Source organism: Pigmentiphaga sp. NML030171, assembly GCF_002188635.1.
Lineage (GTDB): Bacteria > Pseudomonadota > Gammaproteobacteria > Burkholderiales > Burkholderiaceae_B > Pigmentiphaga > Pigmentiphaga daeguensis.
This window is the reverse complement of record NZ_NINX01000044.1, coordinates 42,835-62,263: the sequence shown is the minus strand read 5'-3', so window position 1 is coordinate 62,263 and position 19,429 is coordinate 42,835. Positions and strand designations below refer to the sequence as shown.

Here is a 19,429-nt window from a genome sequence, read left to right as displayed (position 1 = left end):
GGAAAGCGTCAGTTCTGGATATTCGCCTTCTGGACCACAGGCTTCCATTGCGCAACTTCGCTCTTGATGATGTCGGTCAGTTCCTGCGGAGTGCTGCTGTGAGGTTCGATCCAACGCTCGCGGAACAGCTTGTTCACCTCGGGATTGGCAACCGCGGTGGCCACGGCTCGATTGAGCTTGGCGACGATGGCGTCGGGCGTGCCCTTGGGGGCCAGCACGCCGAACCAGGCCACGCTGCGAAAACCCGGTACGTCGGCGGCGATGGCGGGCAAGCCGGGTGCCACGTCAGTCGGACGCTCGGTACCCACCGCCAGGTAGCGCACCTTGCCCGAGGCCAGCATGGTCGCGCCGTCCAGGCCGGTCACGAACGCGGCCTGGATCTCGCCGCCGATGAAGGCCGGCAGCATGGGTGCGCCCCCGGTATAAGGCACGTGCTGCATATGCAAGCCGGCCATGTCGTTGAAATATTCGCCCGTCAAATGCGATAGCGAACCCGCGCCCACCGAGCCGAAGTTCATCTTGCCGTCCTGTTTCTTCGCATAGGCGATGAAATCCTTCACCGTCTTGGCGGGACTGTCGGTCGGGACGGCCAGGATCATCGGCGTCAAGGCCACGGTCGATACGGGCTTGAGATCCTTGAACAGGTCGTACGGAATCTTCCGTGTCAGCGCGACAATGGCATTGGGTCCGCTATTGCCGAAGACCAGCGTATAGCCGTCGGGTTCGGCACGCACGACCTGGTCGGTGCCTATGGTGCCGCCCGCGCCAGGTTTGTTGATCACCACCACCTGCTGACCGAGTGCGTCGCTCATCGGCTTTTGCAGCGCGCGCGCCAACTGGTCGGTCGAACCGCCTGGCGCGTACGGCACGATGATCTGGATGGGTTTGCTGGGATAGTCCGAAGCGCCCGCGGCGGCGGACAGCGAGACACAGGCCGCGCCCAATGCCAGGCGCCACTCGATGCGATGCAAGATCATGATGTCGTCTCCTTGGCGCGGATTCGATGAAAGGGTGCGCGCCTGTTGTGTTTCCCCCCTATGCGCTTGCACGCGTCCCCTGGGGGGCTCTACCTGGGGACCGGCAAAGCCGGATCCGTCGCGGGTCAAGGGGTGTAGCCGAAGTCCTCGCCCAGCCGGGCCCGCATCAGGTCCCGGCCGGCCGCCATCCAGTCGCTTCCCTCAGGGATCGTGACGGAGATGGCGCGCAGCATGAACAGCTCCGGCTGGCGGACCGAAACCGGCTCGGCTTGTTCCGTCGCCAGCCGCTTCAAGGCTTCCAGCAGGAAGCGCCGCGTGCGCGCGATGCCGGTGTCGGTGGTGCCCAGGTGCTCGCGCGTGCGGTCGTAGATCGGCGCCACGCCCGACTGGCATGCGGCATCCTGCACCCACAACCCCGGTAAGCCTGCCTTGTACTTCTCCACCTGCGAGCGGTAGTCGAACTGATAGGCATTGCCGCGATTGAATTTGCTCCAGTACGTGTGATAAGGGTCCGTGGGCGGGCGCTGTTCGAACGAGTGGTCCGAGGCGTGGCCCGTTTCGCGGCCGTTGTAGCCCTCCTTGAATACCTTGCGGCTCTTCTCGTAGAAAGTCTTCGAAGGGTGGTACGAGAACATCATGCACAGCGTGTGCTCGTCGTCGATCGGCACCCAGGCGTGGCCGCTCAGTTCAGGAAATTGCGACTGCGGCGGCACCAGCGTCCAGAAGGGCATCAGGAACTGATTGACCCGGACGTAGTTCTGCTCGTCGCCCACCTTGCGCCGCGCCGCGATGCTGATGCCGGCGTCGTGCTGCTGGCACTCGAAGCTGGGCATCAGGTCCTGGGCCTGGCGCCACTGATTCACGGTGCCGCCGTCCACCCGGCCATGCAGGATCGCCGCGTGGGCGGAATCGATCTCGCCCTCCAGCGCCTGCAGCCAATTGCACTCCTGCACCCGCAGCGTCACCACGACCTGGTCTTCCGGCACCAGGTTCCATTCCATATCGGGCAGCGGTGGAGGATTTCCCGCCTCCGGTCCCATGTAAGTCCAGAGCACGCCATGACGCTCGCGCACCGGATAGGACTTAATGCGCATGCGCCCCGGCATCGCCGATCCGGCGGGTTCCGCCGGCATGTCCAGGCAGCGGCCATCCACGCCGAATTTCCAGCCGTGGTAGATGCAGCGTAGCCCGTCTTCTTCATTGCGCCCGAACGCCATCTGCGCGCCCCGATGGGGACAGGCATGGTCTACCAGCCCCACGCGGCCGCTGCTGTCCCGGAACGCCACCAGGTCCTCGCCCAGCAGGCGCACCCGGTACGGCTGCCCGTCGGCTTCCACGTCCCTGGCGGCCAGGAAGGGCAGCCAGTACAGCCGCATCAGCCTGCCCATCTCCGTATCGGGTCCGACCCTGACCAAGCGCTCGTTATCTTCGTACGACAACATCTTCTGTCTCCGTGCCCATATTGGTTGAACCATTCAAGCAATCTACCAGTTCGGCAAAAGAGTTGTCCAGGGTTTTTTGCAATAGTCATCCCCCAAACGAAAACGCCGCCCGAAAGGGCGGCGTTTTCGCATTGCGAGAGCGGGGATCAGTGTTCCGGCGGCCGGCGCTCGGCCCACTGGTCCAGGTAGCGCGTCTGCAGGCGCTTGAGGTATGAGGTCATCTCTTTGACCGCCGCCTCCGCGTCGCGCTTGCGCAAATGCTTCATCAGCCGGTCGCGGGCCGGCTCCGTAAAGGCGTTCTCGCTCGGGCCGATGCGTTCGATGAACAGGCCCATCACCTCCATCACGCCGGCCATCGTGGCCTCGATAATGGGATTGCGGGTCATACGCGCCAGGATCAGGTGGAATTCCCGATGTAGCCGCTGGCGGATGTCGAAACGATCATCCGCAATCGCCTGCCGGCCCGCCTGAATGTTTTCGTCCAGGGCCCGAAGGTCTTCCTCCGTCGCTCGTTCGCACGCCACCCGGACCACGATCTCGCTCAGCCAGATGCGGGCTTCGGTCAGTTGCTCGGGCGAGATCGCTCCCAGGTGATAGAGATTACTGAGACCGTCGATGATGGAGTCGGAGCTGCCGTGCAGGATGTAGGCCCCGCCGTGCGTTCCCTTGCGCATCTCCAGGATGCCGGCCCGTTCCAGCGTGCGCATCGCCTCGCGCAGCGTATTGCGGCTCACGTTCAGCTTGGCCGCCAGGTCCCGCTCGGACGGCAGCCGGTCACCGGGCTTGAGCAACCCTTGCGCCACCATGGCGCGGATCTGGGATTCGATTTCATCCACGGCGCGAGGCGCAGCAATGGCGGAGAATTCGACCGTGGCGGGAGGGAGCTTCATGGCAGCCGATAAGGACTTTGGTCCAATCATTCTACCTGTTGCGGGAGGCCAGATACCAATCCACGGTCTTCTTTATCGCGGCATCAAAGTTTTCTTTCGGCACCCACCCCAGCTCCTCCCGCATCTTCCCCGCGTCGATCGCATACCGCCAATCATGCCCCGGCCGGTCCGCCACGAAGCTGATCAGTCGGCGATGCGGCGCGCCCTCGGGATGATGCTCATCCATCAGCGCACACAGCTTTCCGGCCACCTCGATATTGTTCAGCTCGCACCCGCCGCCGATGTTGTAGGTCTCGCCCGTGCGTCCGTCGCGCAGCACGCGATCGATGCCCCGGCAATGGTCGTCCACGTACAGCCAGTCGCGCGAATTGCCGCCGGTGCCGAATACCGGTATCGGCTGGCCGGCCAGGCAGCAGCGGATGATGGTGGGAATGAACTTCTCGTCGTGCTGGTAGGGGCCGTAGTTGTTCGAGCAATGCGTCGTCACCACCGGCAGCCCATAGGTGCGGTGATAGGCGCGCACCAGGTGATCCGAAGCCGCCTTGCTGGCGGAGTAGGGCGAGTTCGGCGCATAGGGCGAGGACTCGGTGAAGGCCGCATCGTCCGGCCCCAGCGAGCCATAGACCTCGTCCGTGGAAATGTGGTGGAAACGCCGCCCCGGGGCGGCGCGGCCCTCGGCCAGCCAGGCCTGCCGCGCCGCCTCCAGCAGCACGAAGGTCCCGTCCACGTTGGTGCGCACGAAATCGCCCGGCCCGGTAATGGACCGGTCCACGTGTGTCTCGGCGGCGAAGTGGACGATGGTGTCGACCTCGTGCTCGCGCAGCAGCCGCGCGACCAGTTCCGCGTCGCAGATGTCGCCGTGGACGAACACATGGCGGCCGCTGGCATCGAAGCGGGGAAGAATGCCGGGGTCGGCCGCGTAGGTCATCAGGTCCAGATTGACCACCCGCACGCCGGGATCGCTGGCCAGCAGATAGGCCACGAAGTTCGATCCGATGAAACCGGCGCCGCCCGTGACCAGGACATGCCGGGGAACATGATTCATGCCGCGTCCTTCCATGCGGACAATACCTCTTGCAATCCCGCGCGCCAGTCGGCCGGTTCCAGTCCCAGGACCCCGCGGCCCCGCGTGCCGTCCAGGACCGAATAGCGCGGCCGCCGGGCCGCCGCGGGGTAGTCGCCGCTGCCGATGGCCGCCACCGGGGGCGCGGTGTCCAGCAGGCCCGTATCGCGCGCCCGGGCCATGATGGCCTGGGCGAAGCCATGCCAGGTCGTCGCCGGCCCGCCCGGGTAATGATACGTGCCCCAGGGCAGCGCCTCGCCGTCCTGGATGCGCGCCGCCAGGCACAGCAGGGCTCGCGCGATGTCGCCCGCGTGCGTGGGCGTGCCCGTCTGGTCCGCCACCACGCGCAGCGGCCGGCCTTCGCCGGCCAGCCGCAGCATCGTGCGGACGAAGTTCCCGCCATGCGCGCCGAACACCCACGACACCCGCAGCGTCAGATGGCGGGGCAGCAGAGCCGGCAGCAGCCGTTCCCCCTCCCACTTGCTGCGGCCGTAGACATTCAGCGGATGCGGGGCGTCATCCTCGGTATAGGGAGCGCCCTTGGCGCCGTCGAATACATAGCAGGTCGACAGGTGCAGCAGCGCCGCGCCCTGGGCCGCGCAGGCCCGTGCCAGGTTCCGGACGCCGTCCCGGTTCACCGCCAGGGCCCGCTCGGGCTCGCCTTCCGCCTTGTCCACCGCCGTATGGGCGGCCGCGTTGATCACCACCCGGGGACGATACTCGGCCACGATGCGGGCGGTCGCCGCGGGATCACTCACGTCCCACTGCCCATGATCCAGCCCCACGACCCCCAGCGCCGCGCCGCGCAACACCAGCTCGTGCCCCAACTGCCCGCCGGCGCCCGCGACCAGGATAGTCATGGCGTACCCCGATAGGGCGGCAAACGGTCGCGCGGCAGGTCGGCCAGCAGCGGCTGCGCCTCGTCCTTGGCCGACAGGACATACGGACCCGCGCCAGGCCAGGCGATGTCCAGCGCCGGGTCGTTCCAGCGCACGCCGGCCTCGGCGGCCGCATCGTAATAGGCCGTGCACTTGTAGACGACCTCGGCCTCGTCCGACAGCACGCAGAAACCGTGCGCGAAGCCCGGAGGAACCCAGACCTGACGGTGAGTGTCGCCATCCAGTTCCGTGCCCACCCAGGCCCCGAAACGCGGCGATCCGCGCCGCACGTCCACCGCCACGTCGAAAATCCGGCCCCGCGCCACCCGCACCAGCTTGCCCTGCGCGCCCGGCCACTGGAAATGCAGCCCGCGCAGCACGCCGCGCCGCGACAGCGATTGATTCTCCTGCACGAACTCCGCCTGGATGCCGGCCTGCTCCAGCCAGCTCGCCCGGAACGTTTCCACGAAATACCCGCGTGCATCGCGCCGCACCTCGGGCGCGAACACCAGCACTTCCGGCAGGCGGGTTTCCAGCACGTCCACGGTCACACCTCTTGCCGGCGGGCGATCAGCCCGGCACCTGATACTGTTGGCAGGCCACCTGCACCAGCTTGTGGTCCTCCAGCCGCGCGGCGGTCAATTGCCCGCCCCAGACGCAGCCCGTGTCCAGCGACAACAGGCCCGGACGCTCCAGCAGCCCCAGCGTCGACCAATGCCCGAACACCACCGTGACCGACTCCGTCGCCCGGCCCGGCACGTCGAACCAGGGCATGAACCCGTCCGGCGCATGCCTGGCATTCGCCTTGGCCGCGAACTCCATCGTGCCGTCGGCCGTGCAGAAACGCATGCGCGTCAGCGCATTCACGATCACCCGCAGCCGATCCGCCCCTTCCAACCCGTCATCCCAGGCCGCCGGCAGATTGCCGTACATCTGGCCCAGGAAACCCTGCCAGTTCGGCCCGCGCAGCGTCGTTTCCACCTCGCCCGCCAAGGCCAGCGTCTGCGCCGCCGTCCAGCCGGGCAGCACGCCCGCGTGCACCATCAGATGCCCCAACTGGAAATGCGCCAACGGACGATGCCGCAGCCAGGTCAAAATGTCGGCGGCATCCGGCGCATCCAGGATCTCCTGGATCGTGTCCGACTTCCCCGCCTTGCGCAGCCCGGCCGCCACCGCCAGCAGGTGCAGATCGTGATTGCCCAGCACCGCCACCGCCCGCTCGCCCAGCCCCATCACCCGGCGTATCGTCGCCAGCGAGGCAGGCCCGCGGTTTACCAGATCCCCCGCGAACCAGAACCGCGCATCGGCATCGCCCGCGATCTCCGGCCGCGCAAGCAGCGACTCCAGCGGCGCGCAGCACCCCTGCAAGTCGCCGATCATCCAGATACTCATGTCGTCGCACCCGCCGCCTGTCGCCACCGGGCGCGCAGCAGATTACCGTACTCCATCCCCAGCATCGCCAGCAGCGCGGCACCTAGCGCCAGCGCATTCGGCGCCACCGCCGTCACCCAGGCCGGCCAGCGATTCAGCATGCCCACGTTCAGCGCCAACTGATTCAACATGAAAAAGCCCACGCCCAGCAGGATGCCCAGGAAGATCTTCACCCCGACCCCGCCGCGCCGCGTCTGCATGAACCCCACGGGCGCCGCGATCGTGATCATCGCCAGGAGCGTGAACGGATAGATCAACTTCCGCCAGATGGCCACGATCTGCCGGTCCGACGTCAGATGGTTCTTGTTCAAATAGCCCACATAATCCAGCAGATCCGTGAACGACATCCGCTCCGGGGTCAGCACCCGGGCAAGCAGCAATTCCGGCGTCAGCGTCGTCGACACCGTACGCTCGGCCTCCCGGGTCACCACCACCGGCGCCTGCGTCGCCCGCGTCCCCGCGTGCAACGAAGACTCCAGCGTGGGGGAAACCGTCGTGATCGCCACGTCATGCAGACGCAGCTCATTCGTGCCGAAACTGGCCGTCTTCGCCTGCGTGATCGACGCCAGCTGCCGCGACGGCGTGAAATCGTACAGCGTCACATCCGAGGCGCCGCCGCCGGCCTGCATCGCTCCCACATTGATGATGCGCTCGCCGGTCGCGGCGTCCTCCTTGAACCAGTAGCCGCTGCGCAGTACCCCCGAAGACCGGCCACCCGCGCTGCCCGTGATCGTCAGGCGCGTCTCGTTCAGCTTGATCTCGGCCGCCGGCGTCAACCACTCCGCCAGCACGATCGCCAGCATCATCACCGGCACCGACACCAGCCACAGCATCCCCAGCAGCCGCATCCCGCTTACCCCCGACACCCGCAGGATCACCAGCTCGTGCCGCTGCGCCAGCCCCGCCAGCGCCAGGATCGCCCCGATCAGCAGACCGATGGGCAGGATGTCATAGATCCGCGTCGGCAGCGCCAGCAACTCCAGGAACAGCAGGTGATACAGCTTGAAGCCGCCGCGGCCCACCTGGTCCAGATCATCCACCAGGGCGAAGAACGAGAACAACCCCACCAGCGCCATGAGGACGACGGACGAGGAACGATAGATTTCGGTGGCCAGGTAGCGGCGGGCGGTCTTCACGGCGTATAGAGAAACGGGCGGCCCGTTAGTGTAAAGGATGGCCGGCGCCCAAAGGCCGGCCCCGCCGCAGCTTACTTCACTTCGAAACCGTGATACTTCCTGCCCAGCGCGACCGTGGCCTCGAACAGCCCCGTCTTGCTGCCGCAGTCGTAACGCTTGCCGTCATAGCGATGCGCGAACACCTTGCGCTTGGCCTGCATCAGCGCCGCGATCCCGTCCGTCAACTGGATCTCGCCGCCGGCGCCCTTGCCCAACGTACGCAAGTGATCGAATATCTCGCCTTCAAGCACATAGCGGCCCACCACCGCCAGCGTGGACGGGGCGTCCTCCGGAGCCGGCTTCTCCACCATGCTGAACACCTGTGCCGTTTGGCCTGTATTCTGGTGAGTATCGACGATGCCATACTTGGAGGTGTCTTCACGAACCACGTCCTGTACACCTAGCACACTACCGTCATTGGCCATGGCGGCCTCCACGAGCTGCTTGGTAACCGGAACGTTCGCATCGATAAGGTCATCGGCGAGGAGCACAGCAAAAGGGCTATTGCCAACTACCGGTTCGGCGCAGAGTACCGCGTGTCCGAGGCCAAGAGGGGCGGGCTGGCGGATGTAGATGCAGTTCACAGTAGACGGAATAATGTTCTTAACCGTTCGGAGCAACTCGACCTTGTGCTTGGCCACTAGCTCTGCCTCTAGTTCCGGGATTGTGTCAAAGTGGTCTTCGATCGCTCGCTTGTTTCGCCCGGTAATAAATACCATGGTAGTGATCCCTGCAGCGACTGCTTCCTCGACGGCGTACTGGATTAGGGGTTTGTCGATGACTGGCAGCATCTCCTTCGGCATTGCCTTGGTCGCAGGGAGGAACCGGGTCCCGAGGCCGGCCACAGGGAAGACGGCAGTGCGAATTGGCTTCATAGGGGCTTGAACGTGGAATTGTTGAATGGATCGATGTTACCCCAGTGAGCTCCGGGCATTGGTTGCCATGCTGGACGTTATGCAGCTGTTACGCTCCCCTTGATGTTTGTAACGAATGTTCGCAATTCCCTGAGGCGGCTCAGGTGATTTCTCAAGGGCGAGGCGTATACACTAAAATAGAGCGATTGTCGCAGCAAAAAAATGTTATATAAATTAAGCGTCATTGGGACATCACGGCTTTCATGGTAACGTTCGACGCCTTTGGGCCTCTGCCTGAGGCTCGCTCTGGAGGCTTGACTCATCTATCCTTGCTGTGTGCAAGATTCCAACAAAGAAATCCTTTCCCCGCGTTCCTCTGTCGGGGTTGGGAGTTTGTCAGAAGGCTGTGGTGGTGACTGAACTCGCCCGAAGAATAGGAATTCTAGTGTGTCCATGGGCTCTTTTGTTTGTGTGCATCCCATGGAATGCAAATGCCCAACGCGCAGATATGATTGAGGCGGGGGACCAAGGGTTGCGTGAGGACTTAGAATGGCTTATGGATCGAAACATCGTCCAAAATGTCTCGACTTCGACGTGGCCATTGCCTTTGTCTGTCCTAGAAGACGCACTCAGTGGTGCACGCAAGAGTAATTTGTCTCCTAGTGATGTTCATGCGCTGCTTAGTGTCAAGAAATATATAGAACGACAAAAGGTCACCGTGTTCGGAGTGGCTGCGAAGCTAAATGCGAAGGCTCTGCCGCAAACCGATTTTTCTTCGACAGCGAAGGGAAAAGGCGTAGGTGCGGTCTATGTCCGCGGCGGAGGCGAGTCGATTGCAGGGCGTGTTCAAATTAATTATTTGATCGACCCGTTAACCAGCAAGCAGTCGAAAATTAATTTGGAAGGGAGCTACATTGCTGCAGCGGGCCTGGGACAAGTGCTATATGCAGGCCAAATTTCGCATTGGTGGGGCCCCGGGCAACATGGGAGCCTGATATGGGGCAATTCGGCCACAGCTATCCCAGGAATTGGGCTTCAACGAGGAAAGTACGTACCTTTTGAGTCGCCGTGGCTGAGTTGGATCGGCCCCTGGGGTTATGATTTATTTGTTGGGCAGATGGCACACGATACTGCAGTGCCGGGTGTTCGCGTTCTTAATATGCGAGGTTTCTTTCGTCCTGTCGACGGCCTCGAAATTGGCGTTTCGAGATTCATTCAATGGGGCGGGAGCGGTCGGAGAAACGGCTTCGGCGCGGTGTGGGATGCGCTTACTGGTAATTCAAATGATCTGGGAAAATCGGCAGACCCAGGTAACGAATTAGCTGGTATCGATATACGATATCGATTTTCCCTCATGGGTAATCCAGTCGTCCTTTACTCGCAATTGGCTGGTGAAGACGAGGCGGGGATGCTGCCTTCAAAACATATCCTGCAGATCGGTGCCCAGTTTAAACATATTGTCGGATCTAGCCGAGTTCAATGGACTTTGGAGGGGGCTGATACGACTGTACGACGCTTTTTTGGCTTGTCGGATGGGCAAACAGGCGTTGCATATCGTCATAGCATTTACCGAAATGGCCTTTATCACGACGGGTTGCCTATCGCCCATTTTTTAGGTGGTTCGGGCCGCGTTTATTCTGCGTCGCTATCGATTGCCCCTAGGGATTATAACTACTATTCAAAATTCTCAGTGCGAATTTTTCACGCCGAGCCAAACGTTATAAACGAGCCTGTGAACCAAGCTTTCCCGCGCGCCGGGAAACTATGGGGTAGTGAGGTGTCTTATGGCTGGCAATACGGCGCGGCACAGTTAAAACTTGTGGCTCAGTTGGTGAAGGCTCAGAAAGGTAGTGTAGGCAATGCCTTCAATGTGGGGCTCTCTGTAAATTATCCGTTGGCGATTATGTAAAATGCCTGTAGGCATATTTTTTGGGATTTTTTTATGCGCTTCTCCTGCCTTGAGCGAATAAAATCTGGCAGCTGTCTTGTAATTTTGGTTTCTACGCTCCTGCTAGGAGGGTGTGCGTTCGCGCCTGGAATGCGTTTTTCTCCCGACGAGCCGGTCGTCCCTGATGATCCCACTACTGTGCCTACCGTTACCCCTATTACGCTAGCGGTCATCAAGAGAAATCAGGAGCAGATCGCAGATGAAAAGAAAAATATCAAGAGACTTGGCATAGAGTTTCTCGCTGATAGAGCTAAGAGCTATCGAATAGGTCCCGGTGATATCTTGTCAATCGTTGTTTGGGATCACCCTGAGTTGGTGCTTCCCACGCAAACGTACAACATAGGCGGTGCTTCTGTTCAGTTGCCGACCTCTGGAGCGGGATCGACTCCTCAGGGGTATGTTGTATCCGAAACGGGCACGGTACAGTTTCCTTATGCTGGCGCAGTAAAAGTTACCGGTTTAAGCATAAACGAAGCCCAATTAAGACTTGCCACTGCTCTTGCGAAAGTTATCCGTGATCCACAAGTGACAGTTCGGGTGACAGGTTTTCGTAGCCAGAGGGTTTATGTCGACGGTGAAGTGCGAACTCCCGGTGTGCTACCTATTACTGATGTAACGACCTCGTTGGTGGAAGCTCTTAATGCCGCGGGCGGGATTTTGCCTAGTGGTGACAGAAGTCAAGTAATGTTGACGAGAGGTGGAGCCACTTACTTAGTTAACATCCCACAGCTACTGGATGCAGGCGTCGACCCTACACAGATCAGTTTAAAAAATGGCGATGTTATTAAGGTTGTGGCGCGAGAAGAGAACAAGGTATTTGTTGTCGGCGAAGTGACGAAGCCGACTACAGTTACTCTCCGTAATGGACGTCTTTCGCTCAATGAAGCGCTTGGAGATGCCGGTGGGGTGAATCCAGTGTCAAGTGATCCTAAGCACATATACGTCGTCCGCTATCAGCCAGATTTGAGTCTACCTGAAGTGTTTCATCTTGACGGAAGTTCACCTACTGCTCTTGCGTTGGCCGAGCAATTTGAGTTGAAGCGCAAAGATGTTGTTTATGTGGATAGCGCTCCGATTGTTAGATGGAACCGCTTTATTAGTAATTTATTGCCGGGCTTGAATACCACGTTCATTGGTGCCCGCACCGTCCAGCAATGATTAATTCTATTTTAAGTGTTTGTATTGGAAATATTTGCCGTAGCCCAATGGCTGCAGGTCTATTGAGATCTCGGTTGCCAGGGATTGAGTGTAACTCTGCGGGGTTAGGGGCTTTGGTAGGGAGAGGTGCGGACCCTTTAGCTATTAAAGTTCTGGAAAATGCTGGCATAAATATAAGCGATCATCGAGCGCGCCAACTTGATCGAGCAAAAGTTGAAGCTTCGAACCTCATACTTGTCATGGATGAGGAACAGCGCCGAGAATTGTTGGCGTTATTTCCCACTGTGAGGGGAAAAGTTTTCCTCCTTATGCCCGATCAGAGGACGGGGATTTTTGATCCATATAAACTCGGCCAGAAGGAGTTTGAGGAATGCTTTGCTCTCATTAACTCGGGTGTCGATCATTGGGTCGGACGATTGAAGAAATTACAGTGATGACCAAATTTACGACTGCAGATATGAACCAAACGTCCGTTGTTGCCAATGAGTTGCAATCCGATCATGCGATTCTGGCTCATTATCTCGATATTATTTTAGAGAATAAGTGGGTTATCAGTATTGTCACGGCACTTTTTCTTGCCGCTGGCATTGCGTACGCATACCTCACGAAGCCAATTTATCAGTCGGATCTGTTAATCCAAGTTGAAGATGGTCAAGTTGGGGTCCGGGGTCTTTTAGGAGAGACAGCGGACGCTCTCACTGGCAAAACTGCTGCAAGCGCAGAATTGGAGATACTTAGATCTCGTTTGGTCGTAGCGGAAGCTGTTGATAATTTAAAGCTAACTATCCTGGCTCGGCCAAAATATTTTCCAATATTCGGTGAGTGGTGGGCATCCAAAAAAACGGATCTGTCAACTCCGGGGATATTCGGCTACGGCGGATACGTTTGGGGAAGTGAGCAAATCGCTGTTGACGAGCTCGAAGTGCCAGTGGCGTTACAAGGGAAAATCATAGAGCTGACCGCCGCAGGAGCTGGAGAGTACTCGTTGGTGAGCGAGGGGTTTAATGGAGAAGTCAAAGGACGGGTGGGCCAGCGCGAGACACTAGAGACGAATGTTGGCCCAATTACTATTATCGTGTCCCGTCTCGACGCCAAGGCCGGTGCGAAGTTTGAAATAGCAAGCTTTTCGCGACTTCTAACCATTAGAGAATTGCAGGCTAGTCTTGATATCTCGGAGAAGGGAAAGCAGTCTGGCGTAATAGGAGCAACATTAGAAGGCACGGATCCTGTTCGCACAGCACAAATTTTAAGTGAGATTGGGAAGCAATACATCACTCAGAACGTTGAGCGTCGTTCGGCCGAGGCAGAGAAATCTCTTGAGTTCTTGGATAAACAGCTACCTACTCTCAAGAAAGAAGTAGAGCAGGCGGAGGAACGCTATAACCAACTTCGCAACCAGCGAGGGACTATTAATTTAGGCGAAGAAGCAAGCCTGCTGTTGCAGCGATCCGTTGAAACAAAAACTACTCTATTTAATCTCGAACAGAATAAGAAAGAACTACTAACGCGGTTCACGCAAGAACATCCTTCAATTCGCGCTATTGACACACAAATTGCTGCTCTTAATAAGCAGCTTGATCAGCTGACAGGTAGTATTAAACAGTTGCCGAATCTTGAGCAAGACGTGCTGCGATTGACTAGAGATGTAAAGGTTAGTACTGACCTCTACGCATCTCTGCTCAATGAAACCCAGAGACTTCGTCTCGTTAAAGCAGGTCGTATTGGCAACGTTCGCTTAGTCGATGACGCAGTTGTTCCCGAGGTTCCGGTTCGTCCCAAGCGCCTGCTTGCAATATTATTTTCACTTTTCCTTGGTGTCTTTGCTGGTACGGTTATCGCATTTATTCGTCATGCATTATTTGGCGGGGTTACCGATCCGCACGACATTGAGAGTAAGGCGGGACTGAACGTCTACGCTACGATTCCATTCAGTGATCGTCAGCGCGAAATTTCGGGACATCTAAAGGGGAAGAACAAGTATGGTGGCGTTCTTGCTCAATTCTATCCTAGCGAACCCGCGATTGAAGCATTGCGTAGCCTGCGGACCGCGATGCAGTTTACGCTGGCTGATACGAGCAATCAAGTTATTTTGATTACCGGTCCAGCCCCTGGTGTCGGTAAATCATTCCTATCGTCAAATTTTGCTGCTGTTCTTGCTAATAGTGGAAAGAAGGTACTTTTAATTGATGCGGATATGCGGAAGGGGTATTTGCATCAGTATTTTTCTATCTCTAGGGATAATGGACTTAGTGAACTGCTGGCAGGAAATATCACCGCGCAAGATGCGATCCGAAAGGATGTGATGAGTGGTGTGGACTTTATTCCAACCGGTGCCTTGCCGCCAAATCCGGGTGAGCTGTTGCTTTCCCCGGCCCTAAGCCGCGCCTTGGAGTTCCTGAAGCAAGAATACGACATAGTCGTTATTGATACTCCGCCAGTGCTTGTCGCGGCGGATACAAGCGCACTGGCCACAAAGGTAGATGCAATTTTTCTGGTGGCGAGGTCAGAAAGAACTACGATTGGCGAGTTGCAGGAATCAACGAAACGCCTACAGCAAGCTGGCTCTGCGGTGGCTGGGGTCATATTCAATGGCCTGCGTGCGAGTGTAGGTAAATATGGTTATGGCGGCCGTTATGCGAGATATCGCTATGTAGCCTACGCCTATGAAGCCGATGAGGATAAGCGCTAAACGCTCGGCTTATGGAATCGCGTTTATGGCGAAGGGGGGTGATCCTAGTCAGTACGATGCTGCCCGCAGCATCGAACGTAGCCACCCCGGCAGTGCTGGCGCTAAGTGCCGGCCTTGGTTTTGTTGGACTCTGGCTAGCGACGCGAGCGAGTATTCAATTGGCTCTGGCTTGCATTCCAAGCCCTGCTACTGCGTTGCTGCAATTGGGCCCCTCGGATAACGAAGCCAAACGCCAAGCACTGCTAGACGCTGTTCTACTTTACATTGGAGGAACAGCGATACTGGCTTTCACTATAACGCTGGGGACGGTGGTCTTCCTTGAGGTTCTGTCTCTTTCTTCTGCTGTATTGCTTTCTCTTTATTCTCTTGTATTCGCAGCCTCAGGTAATTGCTCTGTCCTAGTTAGAGTACATCAGCGCGGTGATGTTCTCCTTAGGATTTCTATCGTCGATGCCTTATTAAACGTTGCTGCATTGCTGGCAGCTTACTATGCACTTCAGTTTTTTTTGTCGGTGATGGTTGTTAAGGAGCTGCTTCGAATTGCTCTTTGCATGGCCGTTATCCCTAAACGCTTCCGCTTTTCTTTTCCAATAAAAAAAATAACTGGAATTGGCGGGCCTCAAATTCTAAGAAATTTTTTGCAGGTTGCGAGTCAGCATGGCGATCGTATTGTGATGCCGACCGCTTTTGGCCTTGCTGCTTCGGGTTTATCTGGCATTGGATCTGTCCTTGGAGCTGCATTATCAATGCTAAGTTCCTCTGCCTATATCTGGGCTTTACCTAAGGTTCTCGCCGCAGATCATATTGCGGAAAATTGGGTGGTCGACGAATGGGCACGCCTTAATTATGTAATCGGTTGGCTTGCCGTTTGTTGCTCGATTGTTGCCCCCTTTCTCCCACATGTGAAAGGGATTGAAACAGTGGGAATGGGACTAGCATATGCTTCTGTAATGGGCGTTTCGTTCCTTGGGCTCGTTTCCAGCAGAACCTTTGCCGTATCGTCGAGATCAGTGCTGCTTCACGGCAGCGGCCTTTGTATAGCGTGGCTTACGTTAATTGGCGCGGCGGCAGCTGGGGTGTCACAGCCAATTTCAATGGCGCTTTCCATAAGTGTTCTTCTGCTTATAGTATGCATTGTTTATAGACAGTTGTTACGGTGGAAAAGATTATTGGGTTCGGCACTTGTCTTGCTGAGTGCCGTTTGGACTGTGGCGGGAAGTAGTCTTTTGCCCGACAGCGTCCTCTACCTGGTGTGGATGATTGTTCTAGATGCCGGGTTATTTATTTCCATAAGTTATCAGTTGATGAGAAGGAAATTGCGTTGAAACTGGCGCGCTTGCATATTACTCTGCGGTATGCGCTATATCTTGCGCTAGCTCTAAGTGTGCTCGGACCGGTGTTCCATGTTCTAAAGGTAACACGGTTAAGCTACGATATTGGAGCTTATGTATTTTATTTTGGCTTTCCTGCTCTAGTGCTCCTATTGATGGCCGGGATTTTTTCGCCCTATGTAGAAAGGCCTACCCCACCCCTCGCCGCATTATTGGTCATAATGATGGCAGCCGCATCTGTCATGACCATCGTTCATGGAGGGGATATTATTGATATCGCAGGCAATCTACTCCGTTTGCTTTTTTGTTTATTTACTATCCTCTTCTTTACGACAAGTTCATTCGCCTATGTGGCGACCGTAAATAGGATCTTAGGAAGCATCGCGCGGCTAGCGCTGGTTTTCAGTTTAGGGGCTGCCTCTTTCATGCATCTTGCGGCAGCATCTGGTTTAGGGGTGTATTTCGGCCTGCAAAACACGGCTAGTTTTATTTCCCTTGCTTACGGTCTCGCTTTTAAGAGATGGGCTTATGCGTTGCTCTCTGTGGTAGCAATCATCGCCTCGGGTAAGCGTGGGGCAATGATGTCCATGGTGGTAATGGCGTTAGTGTATTTGGTGGTCCTATTCCGCCAAGGGCAGATGCAAAAATTGGTTTTTTTTGTTTTTTTTAGTATTGGTGCGGCACTTCTTGTTGTAACCGGTGGATTTCTTCCCGAAAGCATCTTGGCACGATTTTCTCAATTCACTTCAGGAGACGCTGTAGATTGGAATATGGCGACTGCGGGTCGAGTTGACGAGTTGGAGGCCGCATTGTTCTACCTGGGGCGACATGAGTATGGCTGGCTAACTGGTTACGGTTTAGGTGCTGCTATTGACATTAATGGGCAAACGGATAGCACTATTCATTTCTCGCCTTTCGGAATGGTGATTATTTTTGGGGCTCCACTGACATTGCTGTTTTATTGTGCGTTGATGTGGCAGGCTGGCCAAGCGTTGCGGAAAAAAATTATTAATAACCCATATGCTTTGAGTGTTTACTTGATATTTGTCGCGGAGTTTATTTTTTCATTTTCCGCTTTCACTGTTATGCAGAGCTATATGCTATGGCTTTGTTTAGCTTACTTAATTAGTGTAAAAATCGTTCAAGATTCAAAGCGTTTGTCATGAAACTCCTAGTTTTTGTAAGAAGACGAATTGCACCAGGCTTTCTGCGCTTGGCCAGAGATCTCGCGCCGGATGCAGAGATTGTCCCTATTTCCGATGAGCGCGGTGTCGCAGGTGCCCCGTGGTGGGGCTGTTCTTCACTATTATCTGAGAAAGTACCTAACTTTGATTTTTCGTGCGAAATTGACGATATTATCGCTCGATGCCGCTTTTTGCGGTATAAGGAGCGGACCCAAGCAAAAGACTTAGTTACGCAGGCGTTCCGGCGATGGATCTCGATTCTTTCTAAGCATGCAATTGATCGAGTCTTGTGTCTACCAATAGACTCCTACGTCTTACATACTTTGGTTTTGGCAGCAAAAGAACTCGGAGTGCCTGCATATTCTATCGTGGGCACGCCATTTTCCAAGCGAATGAGGTTTACAAAGTTCGGTGAGCTGTGCGGGAAGCAGGAAATTGATAAAAATAGTTTGGATGAGATTGATTCATTATTTCGAGGGTTTACGGAGGGAGGCGTTACACCTGATTGGTTAATAGGTGTGGACTCGTCATCGGGTAGGGTTGCCGCTCGCCGTTTATTTATCGACTCTATAAAGCCATTCGCCTTTACTGCGTACCGTGCGTTGACTCGCGACACGAATAGTTTTTCATTTCCTCCTCGGCGCCTGTTGAGTCACCGCATGTATGCTACTCCATCAAATTTTTCCGCTGCGATAAAACTAGAAAAAAAACAGACACGAGAACTGCCGGAGCAATTTGGATTTTTGCCTCTTCAGTTTTACCCGGAATCAACTAGCGATTATTGGATACCTGAAGCAGAGATTAGGGATCACCACAGAACAGTACTGGCTACCGTGAAAGCGCTCTCAAAAGAGATGCCTATCGTTGTGAAGGAGCATCCAGCAGCATTTGGGCGGCGAAATGCACAATTTCTTGAGCAGCTGGTTGAAGTTCCAAATGTGAAAATTGCTCCCTTGAATGCTTCTGTCCATGCACTTATAACTCGATCAACTTATATCCTAGGACAAGGCTCAACTACGACACTTCAAGCGTCCCTTTGCGGAAAGTCTGTGCTTTTTTTTGGTACACCCTTTTTTGGCACGGGACCTCAAGATGTATCTATATCTTCCCTGTCGCTTGAGCATATACGGGAAAAATTCAGCGACATGATGCGAACGGAAATTTCGCCCGAGAGCTGTGAACGTTCAGCCCGAGAACGGTTGACGAAATTTTACATGTCGAGTGCACCCGGCTCTCAGGGAAGCTACAGTCCATTTCTAGAGCGGGCGAAGGTCAGAGGGGCTCCTGCCTTTGCGAGTTCCCAACTATGCGCTCTGTTTCATTCGCTTGCTTTATGAGGTAAGCATGAAAACTTTTTTGATTTAGCCTACAAACGTAAGGCAGCATTCTTTAATTTGCATCCTCGCCGCTTCATTCTCGACATTCAGCGCAACGCGGGTAGTTGGGAGCCATATAGCGTAAATTGGACGGAGGATTTCTAATCCCCGTCAACCCAGGGACTTATATGCGTTGGGCTTTGCAGATTGGATGCCGCAAAGAGTGGCATTAAAGATTTCGGAGAGGCTTCAACAGGAAGTGCCAAACTGTATTACATGGACTGCAAGCGATTACGAGGAAGCGGTAGATAGGATGAGCGTAAAAAATAGGAGCCCCTACCAGGCGTGGATATGAAGTTGTCAAGGCAGCTTGTTAGAACTCATATCTGATGAAATTCGATGGACTGTCCTGCGGCGCCAATACTGTAACTCTACTTTGGTTTGCTATGGAGCATGGTACTGTTGCCAACAGGCAGGCCAAGTCAAATAGAGAATTTCGGGCGACCAGAGGCATGATTGAACAGAGTCTCGCGTAGCCTACAGTACATCCGGAAGAGACAAGAACACCAAATTACAAGTATCGGAGTGTTTTGGAACGTCCGTGAGCTTAAGTCATGGTTTCCGGATCACAATTCGTTGCTCAGCATGTCCTATCGACTATAAGCCGAAAGGCTGATCGGAAAAGCGAAGAGGGCTTACAGTCGAACACGTATTGGAAACTGGTATCAGGCATGGAAAGAAGTGTCTGGCGAGTTGTGCTATAAGAACCCAGGCGCCCGGAAGTTGTTGCGGGAAGCTGTACCCCTTGATTTTTCAGTAGAGATTTTTTGTCGATTGGCGCTACGCCGACGACCTAGCCCCACGGATAGACATTTAAGGATTGTCGCGCTGCATTGCCGTGCGATAGTACGATAGGATGAGTAAATAAATCACCTCTTGAAGCATCACAAGATGCTTATCGATGTCCTGAGGTTTATGACCTATCAATGGCTCAGTAAACGATGACAGTCGTATTGTAGAATTGCTTGTTGTCAGATATGAATGTCAATTAGAGATGTTTGTCGCCCTTAGGTTATGTTCCTTTGTGAGCGAA

At 56.0% G+C, this 19,429-nt stretch carries 16 protein-coding genes; 7 read left to right on the top strand and 9 right to left on the bottom strand.

The annotated features are described in order from the left end of the window. Window positions 1–8: 8 nt before the first annotated feature. From CDO46_RS22970 to galU, 9 genes are all read right to left on the bottom strand, one after another. Complete coding sequence (locus CDO46_RS22970; protein WP_087840916.1) at window positions 9–977, bottom strand: tripartite tricarboxylate transporter substrate binding protein; 969 nt, start codon at window positions 975–977, stop codon at window positions 9–11. A gap of 125 nt (window positions 978–1,102) precedes the next feature. After that, window positions 1,103–2,419 carry a Rieske 2Fe-2S domain-containing protein gene (locus CDO46_RS22965; RefSeq protein WP_087840915.1) on the bottom strand — a complete coding sequence of 439 codons (1,317 nt, stop codon included), beginning with the start codon at window positions 2,417–2,419 and terminating at the stop codon, window positions 1,103–1,105. 146 nt (window positions 2,420–2,565) lie between these two features. Further along, complete coding sequence (locus CDO46_RS22960) at window positions 2,566–3,309, bottom strand: FadR/GntR family transcriptional regulator (RefSeq protein WP_165963016.1); 744 nt, start codon at window positions 3,307–3,309, stop codon at window positions 2,566–2,568. A gap of 31 nt (window positions 3,310–3,340) precedes the next feature. Next, window positions 3,341–4,354 (bottom strand): dTDP-glucose 4,6-dehydratase, encoded by a 1,014-nt coding sequence (gene rfbB, locus CDO46_RS22955; RefSeq protein WP_087840913.1) that lies wholly within the window; start codon window positions 4,352–4,354, stop codon window positions 3,341–3,343. Beyond that, window positions 4,351–5,232 carry a dTDP-4-dehydrorhamnose reductase gene (gene rfbD, locus CDO46_RS22950; protein WP_087840912.1) on the bottom strand — a complete coding sequence of 294 codons (882 nt, stop codon included), beginning with the start codon at window positions 5,230–5,232 and terminating at the stop codon, window positions 4,351–4,353. Before rfbD ends, rfbB begins: the two co-directional genes overlap by 4 nt. After that, the gene (gene rfbC, locus CDO46_RS22945; RefSeq protein WP_087840944.1) at window positions 5,229–5,795 is read right to left on the bottom strand and encodes a dTDP-4-dehydrorhamnose 3,5-epimerase; all 567 of its coding nucleotides are present in this window, start codon (window positions 5,793–5,795) and stop codon (window positions 5,229–5,231) included. Before rfbC ends, rfbD begins: the two co-directional genes overlap by 4 nt. Before the next feature lie 25 nt (window positions 5,796–5,820). Then, entirely contained in the window at window positions 5,821–6,642 is an 822-nt protein-coding gene (locus CDO46_RS22940) for a symmetrical bis(5'-nucleosyl)-tetraphosphatase (protein ID WP_087840911.1), read from the bottom strand. Further along, window positions 6,639–7,817, bottom strand: coding sequence for an LPS export ABC transporter permease LptG (lptG, locus tag CDO46_RS22935; protein WP_087840910.1), 1,179 nt, complete (start codon window positions 7,815–7,817; stop codon window positions 6,639–6,641). The genes CDO46_RS22940 and lptG overlap by 4 nt, the downstream gene beginning before the upstream one ends. Window positions 7,818–7,888: 71 nt before the next feature. Then, window positions 7,889–8,731 (bottom strand): UTP--glucose-1-phosphate uridylyltransferase GalU, encoded by an 843-nt coding sequence (gene galU, locus CDO46_RS22930; protein WP_087840909.1) that lies wholly within the window; start codon window positions 8,729–8,731, stop codon window positions 7,889–7,891. 535 nt (window positions 8,732–9,266) lie between these two features. On the opposite strand from galU, the gene CDO46_RS22925 reads away from it, so the two are divergent. The 7 genes from CDO46_RS22925 to CDO46_RS28140 all read left to right on the top strand — a co-directional run bounded on the left by CDO46_RS22925 (window position 9,267) and on the right by CDO46_RS28140 (window position 18,357). Further along, window positions 9,267–10,619: a capsule assembly Wzi family protein gene (locus tag CDO46_RS22925; protein WP_176400828.1), complete on the top strand. Its 1,353-nt coding sequence runs from the start codon at window positions 9,267–9,269 to the stop codon at window positions 10,617–10,619. Window positions 10,620–10,748: 129 nt separating this feature from the next. Next, entirely contained in the window at window positions 10,749–11,816 is a 1,068-nt protein-coding gene (locus CDO46_RS22920; protein WP_254914660.1) for a polysaccharide biosynthesis/export family protein, read from the top strand. Next, complete coding sequence (locus CDO46_RS22915) at window positions 11,813–12,250, top strand: low molecular weight protein-tyrosine-phosphatase (RefSeq protein WP_087840907.1); 438 nt, start codon at window positions 11,813–11,815, stop codon at window positions 12,248–12,250. Before CDO46_RS22920 ends, CDO46_RS22915 begins: the two co-directional genes overlap by 4 nt. After that, window positions 12,250–14,505 carry a polysaccharide biosynthesis tyrosine autokinase gene (locus CDO46_RS22910; RefSeq protein ID WP_254914659.1) on the top strand — a complete coding sequence of 752 codons (2,256 nt, stop codon included), beginning with the start codon at window positions 12,250–12,252 and terminating at the stop codon, window positions 14,503–14,505. Before CDO46_RS22915 ends, CDO46_RS22910 begins: the two co-directional genes overlap by 1 nt. Window positions 14,506–14,543: 38 nt before the next feature. After that, on the top strand, window positions 14,544–15,830 hold the full coding sequence (locus CDO46_RS28150) for a hypothetical protein (RefSeq protein WP_140416907.1): 1,287 nt from the start codon (window positions 14,544–14,546) through the stop codon (window positions 15,828–15,830). Further along, window positions 15,827–17,002, top strand: coding sequence for a hypothetical protein (locus CDO46_RS28145; protein ID WP_140416906.1), 1,176 nt, complete (start codon window positions 15,827–15,829; stop codon window positions 17,000–17,002). Before CDO46_RS28150 ends, CDO46_RS28145 begins: the two co-directional genes overlap by 4 nt. Beyond that, window positions 16,999–18,357: a hypothetical protein gene (locus tag CDO46_RS28140; RefSeq protein WP_140416905.1), complete on the top strand. Its 1,359-nt coding sequence runs from the start codon at window positions 16,999–17,001 to the stop codon at window positions 18,355–18,357. Before CDO46_RS28145 ends, CDO46_RS28140 begins: the two co-directional genes overlap by 4 nt. Window positions 18,358–19,429: the final 1,072 nt, after the last annotated feature.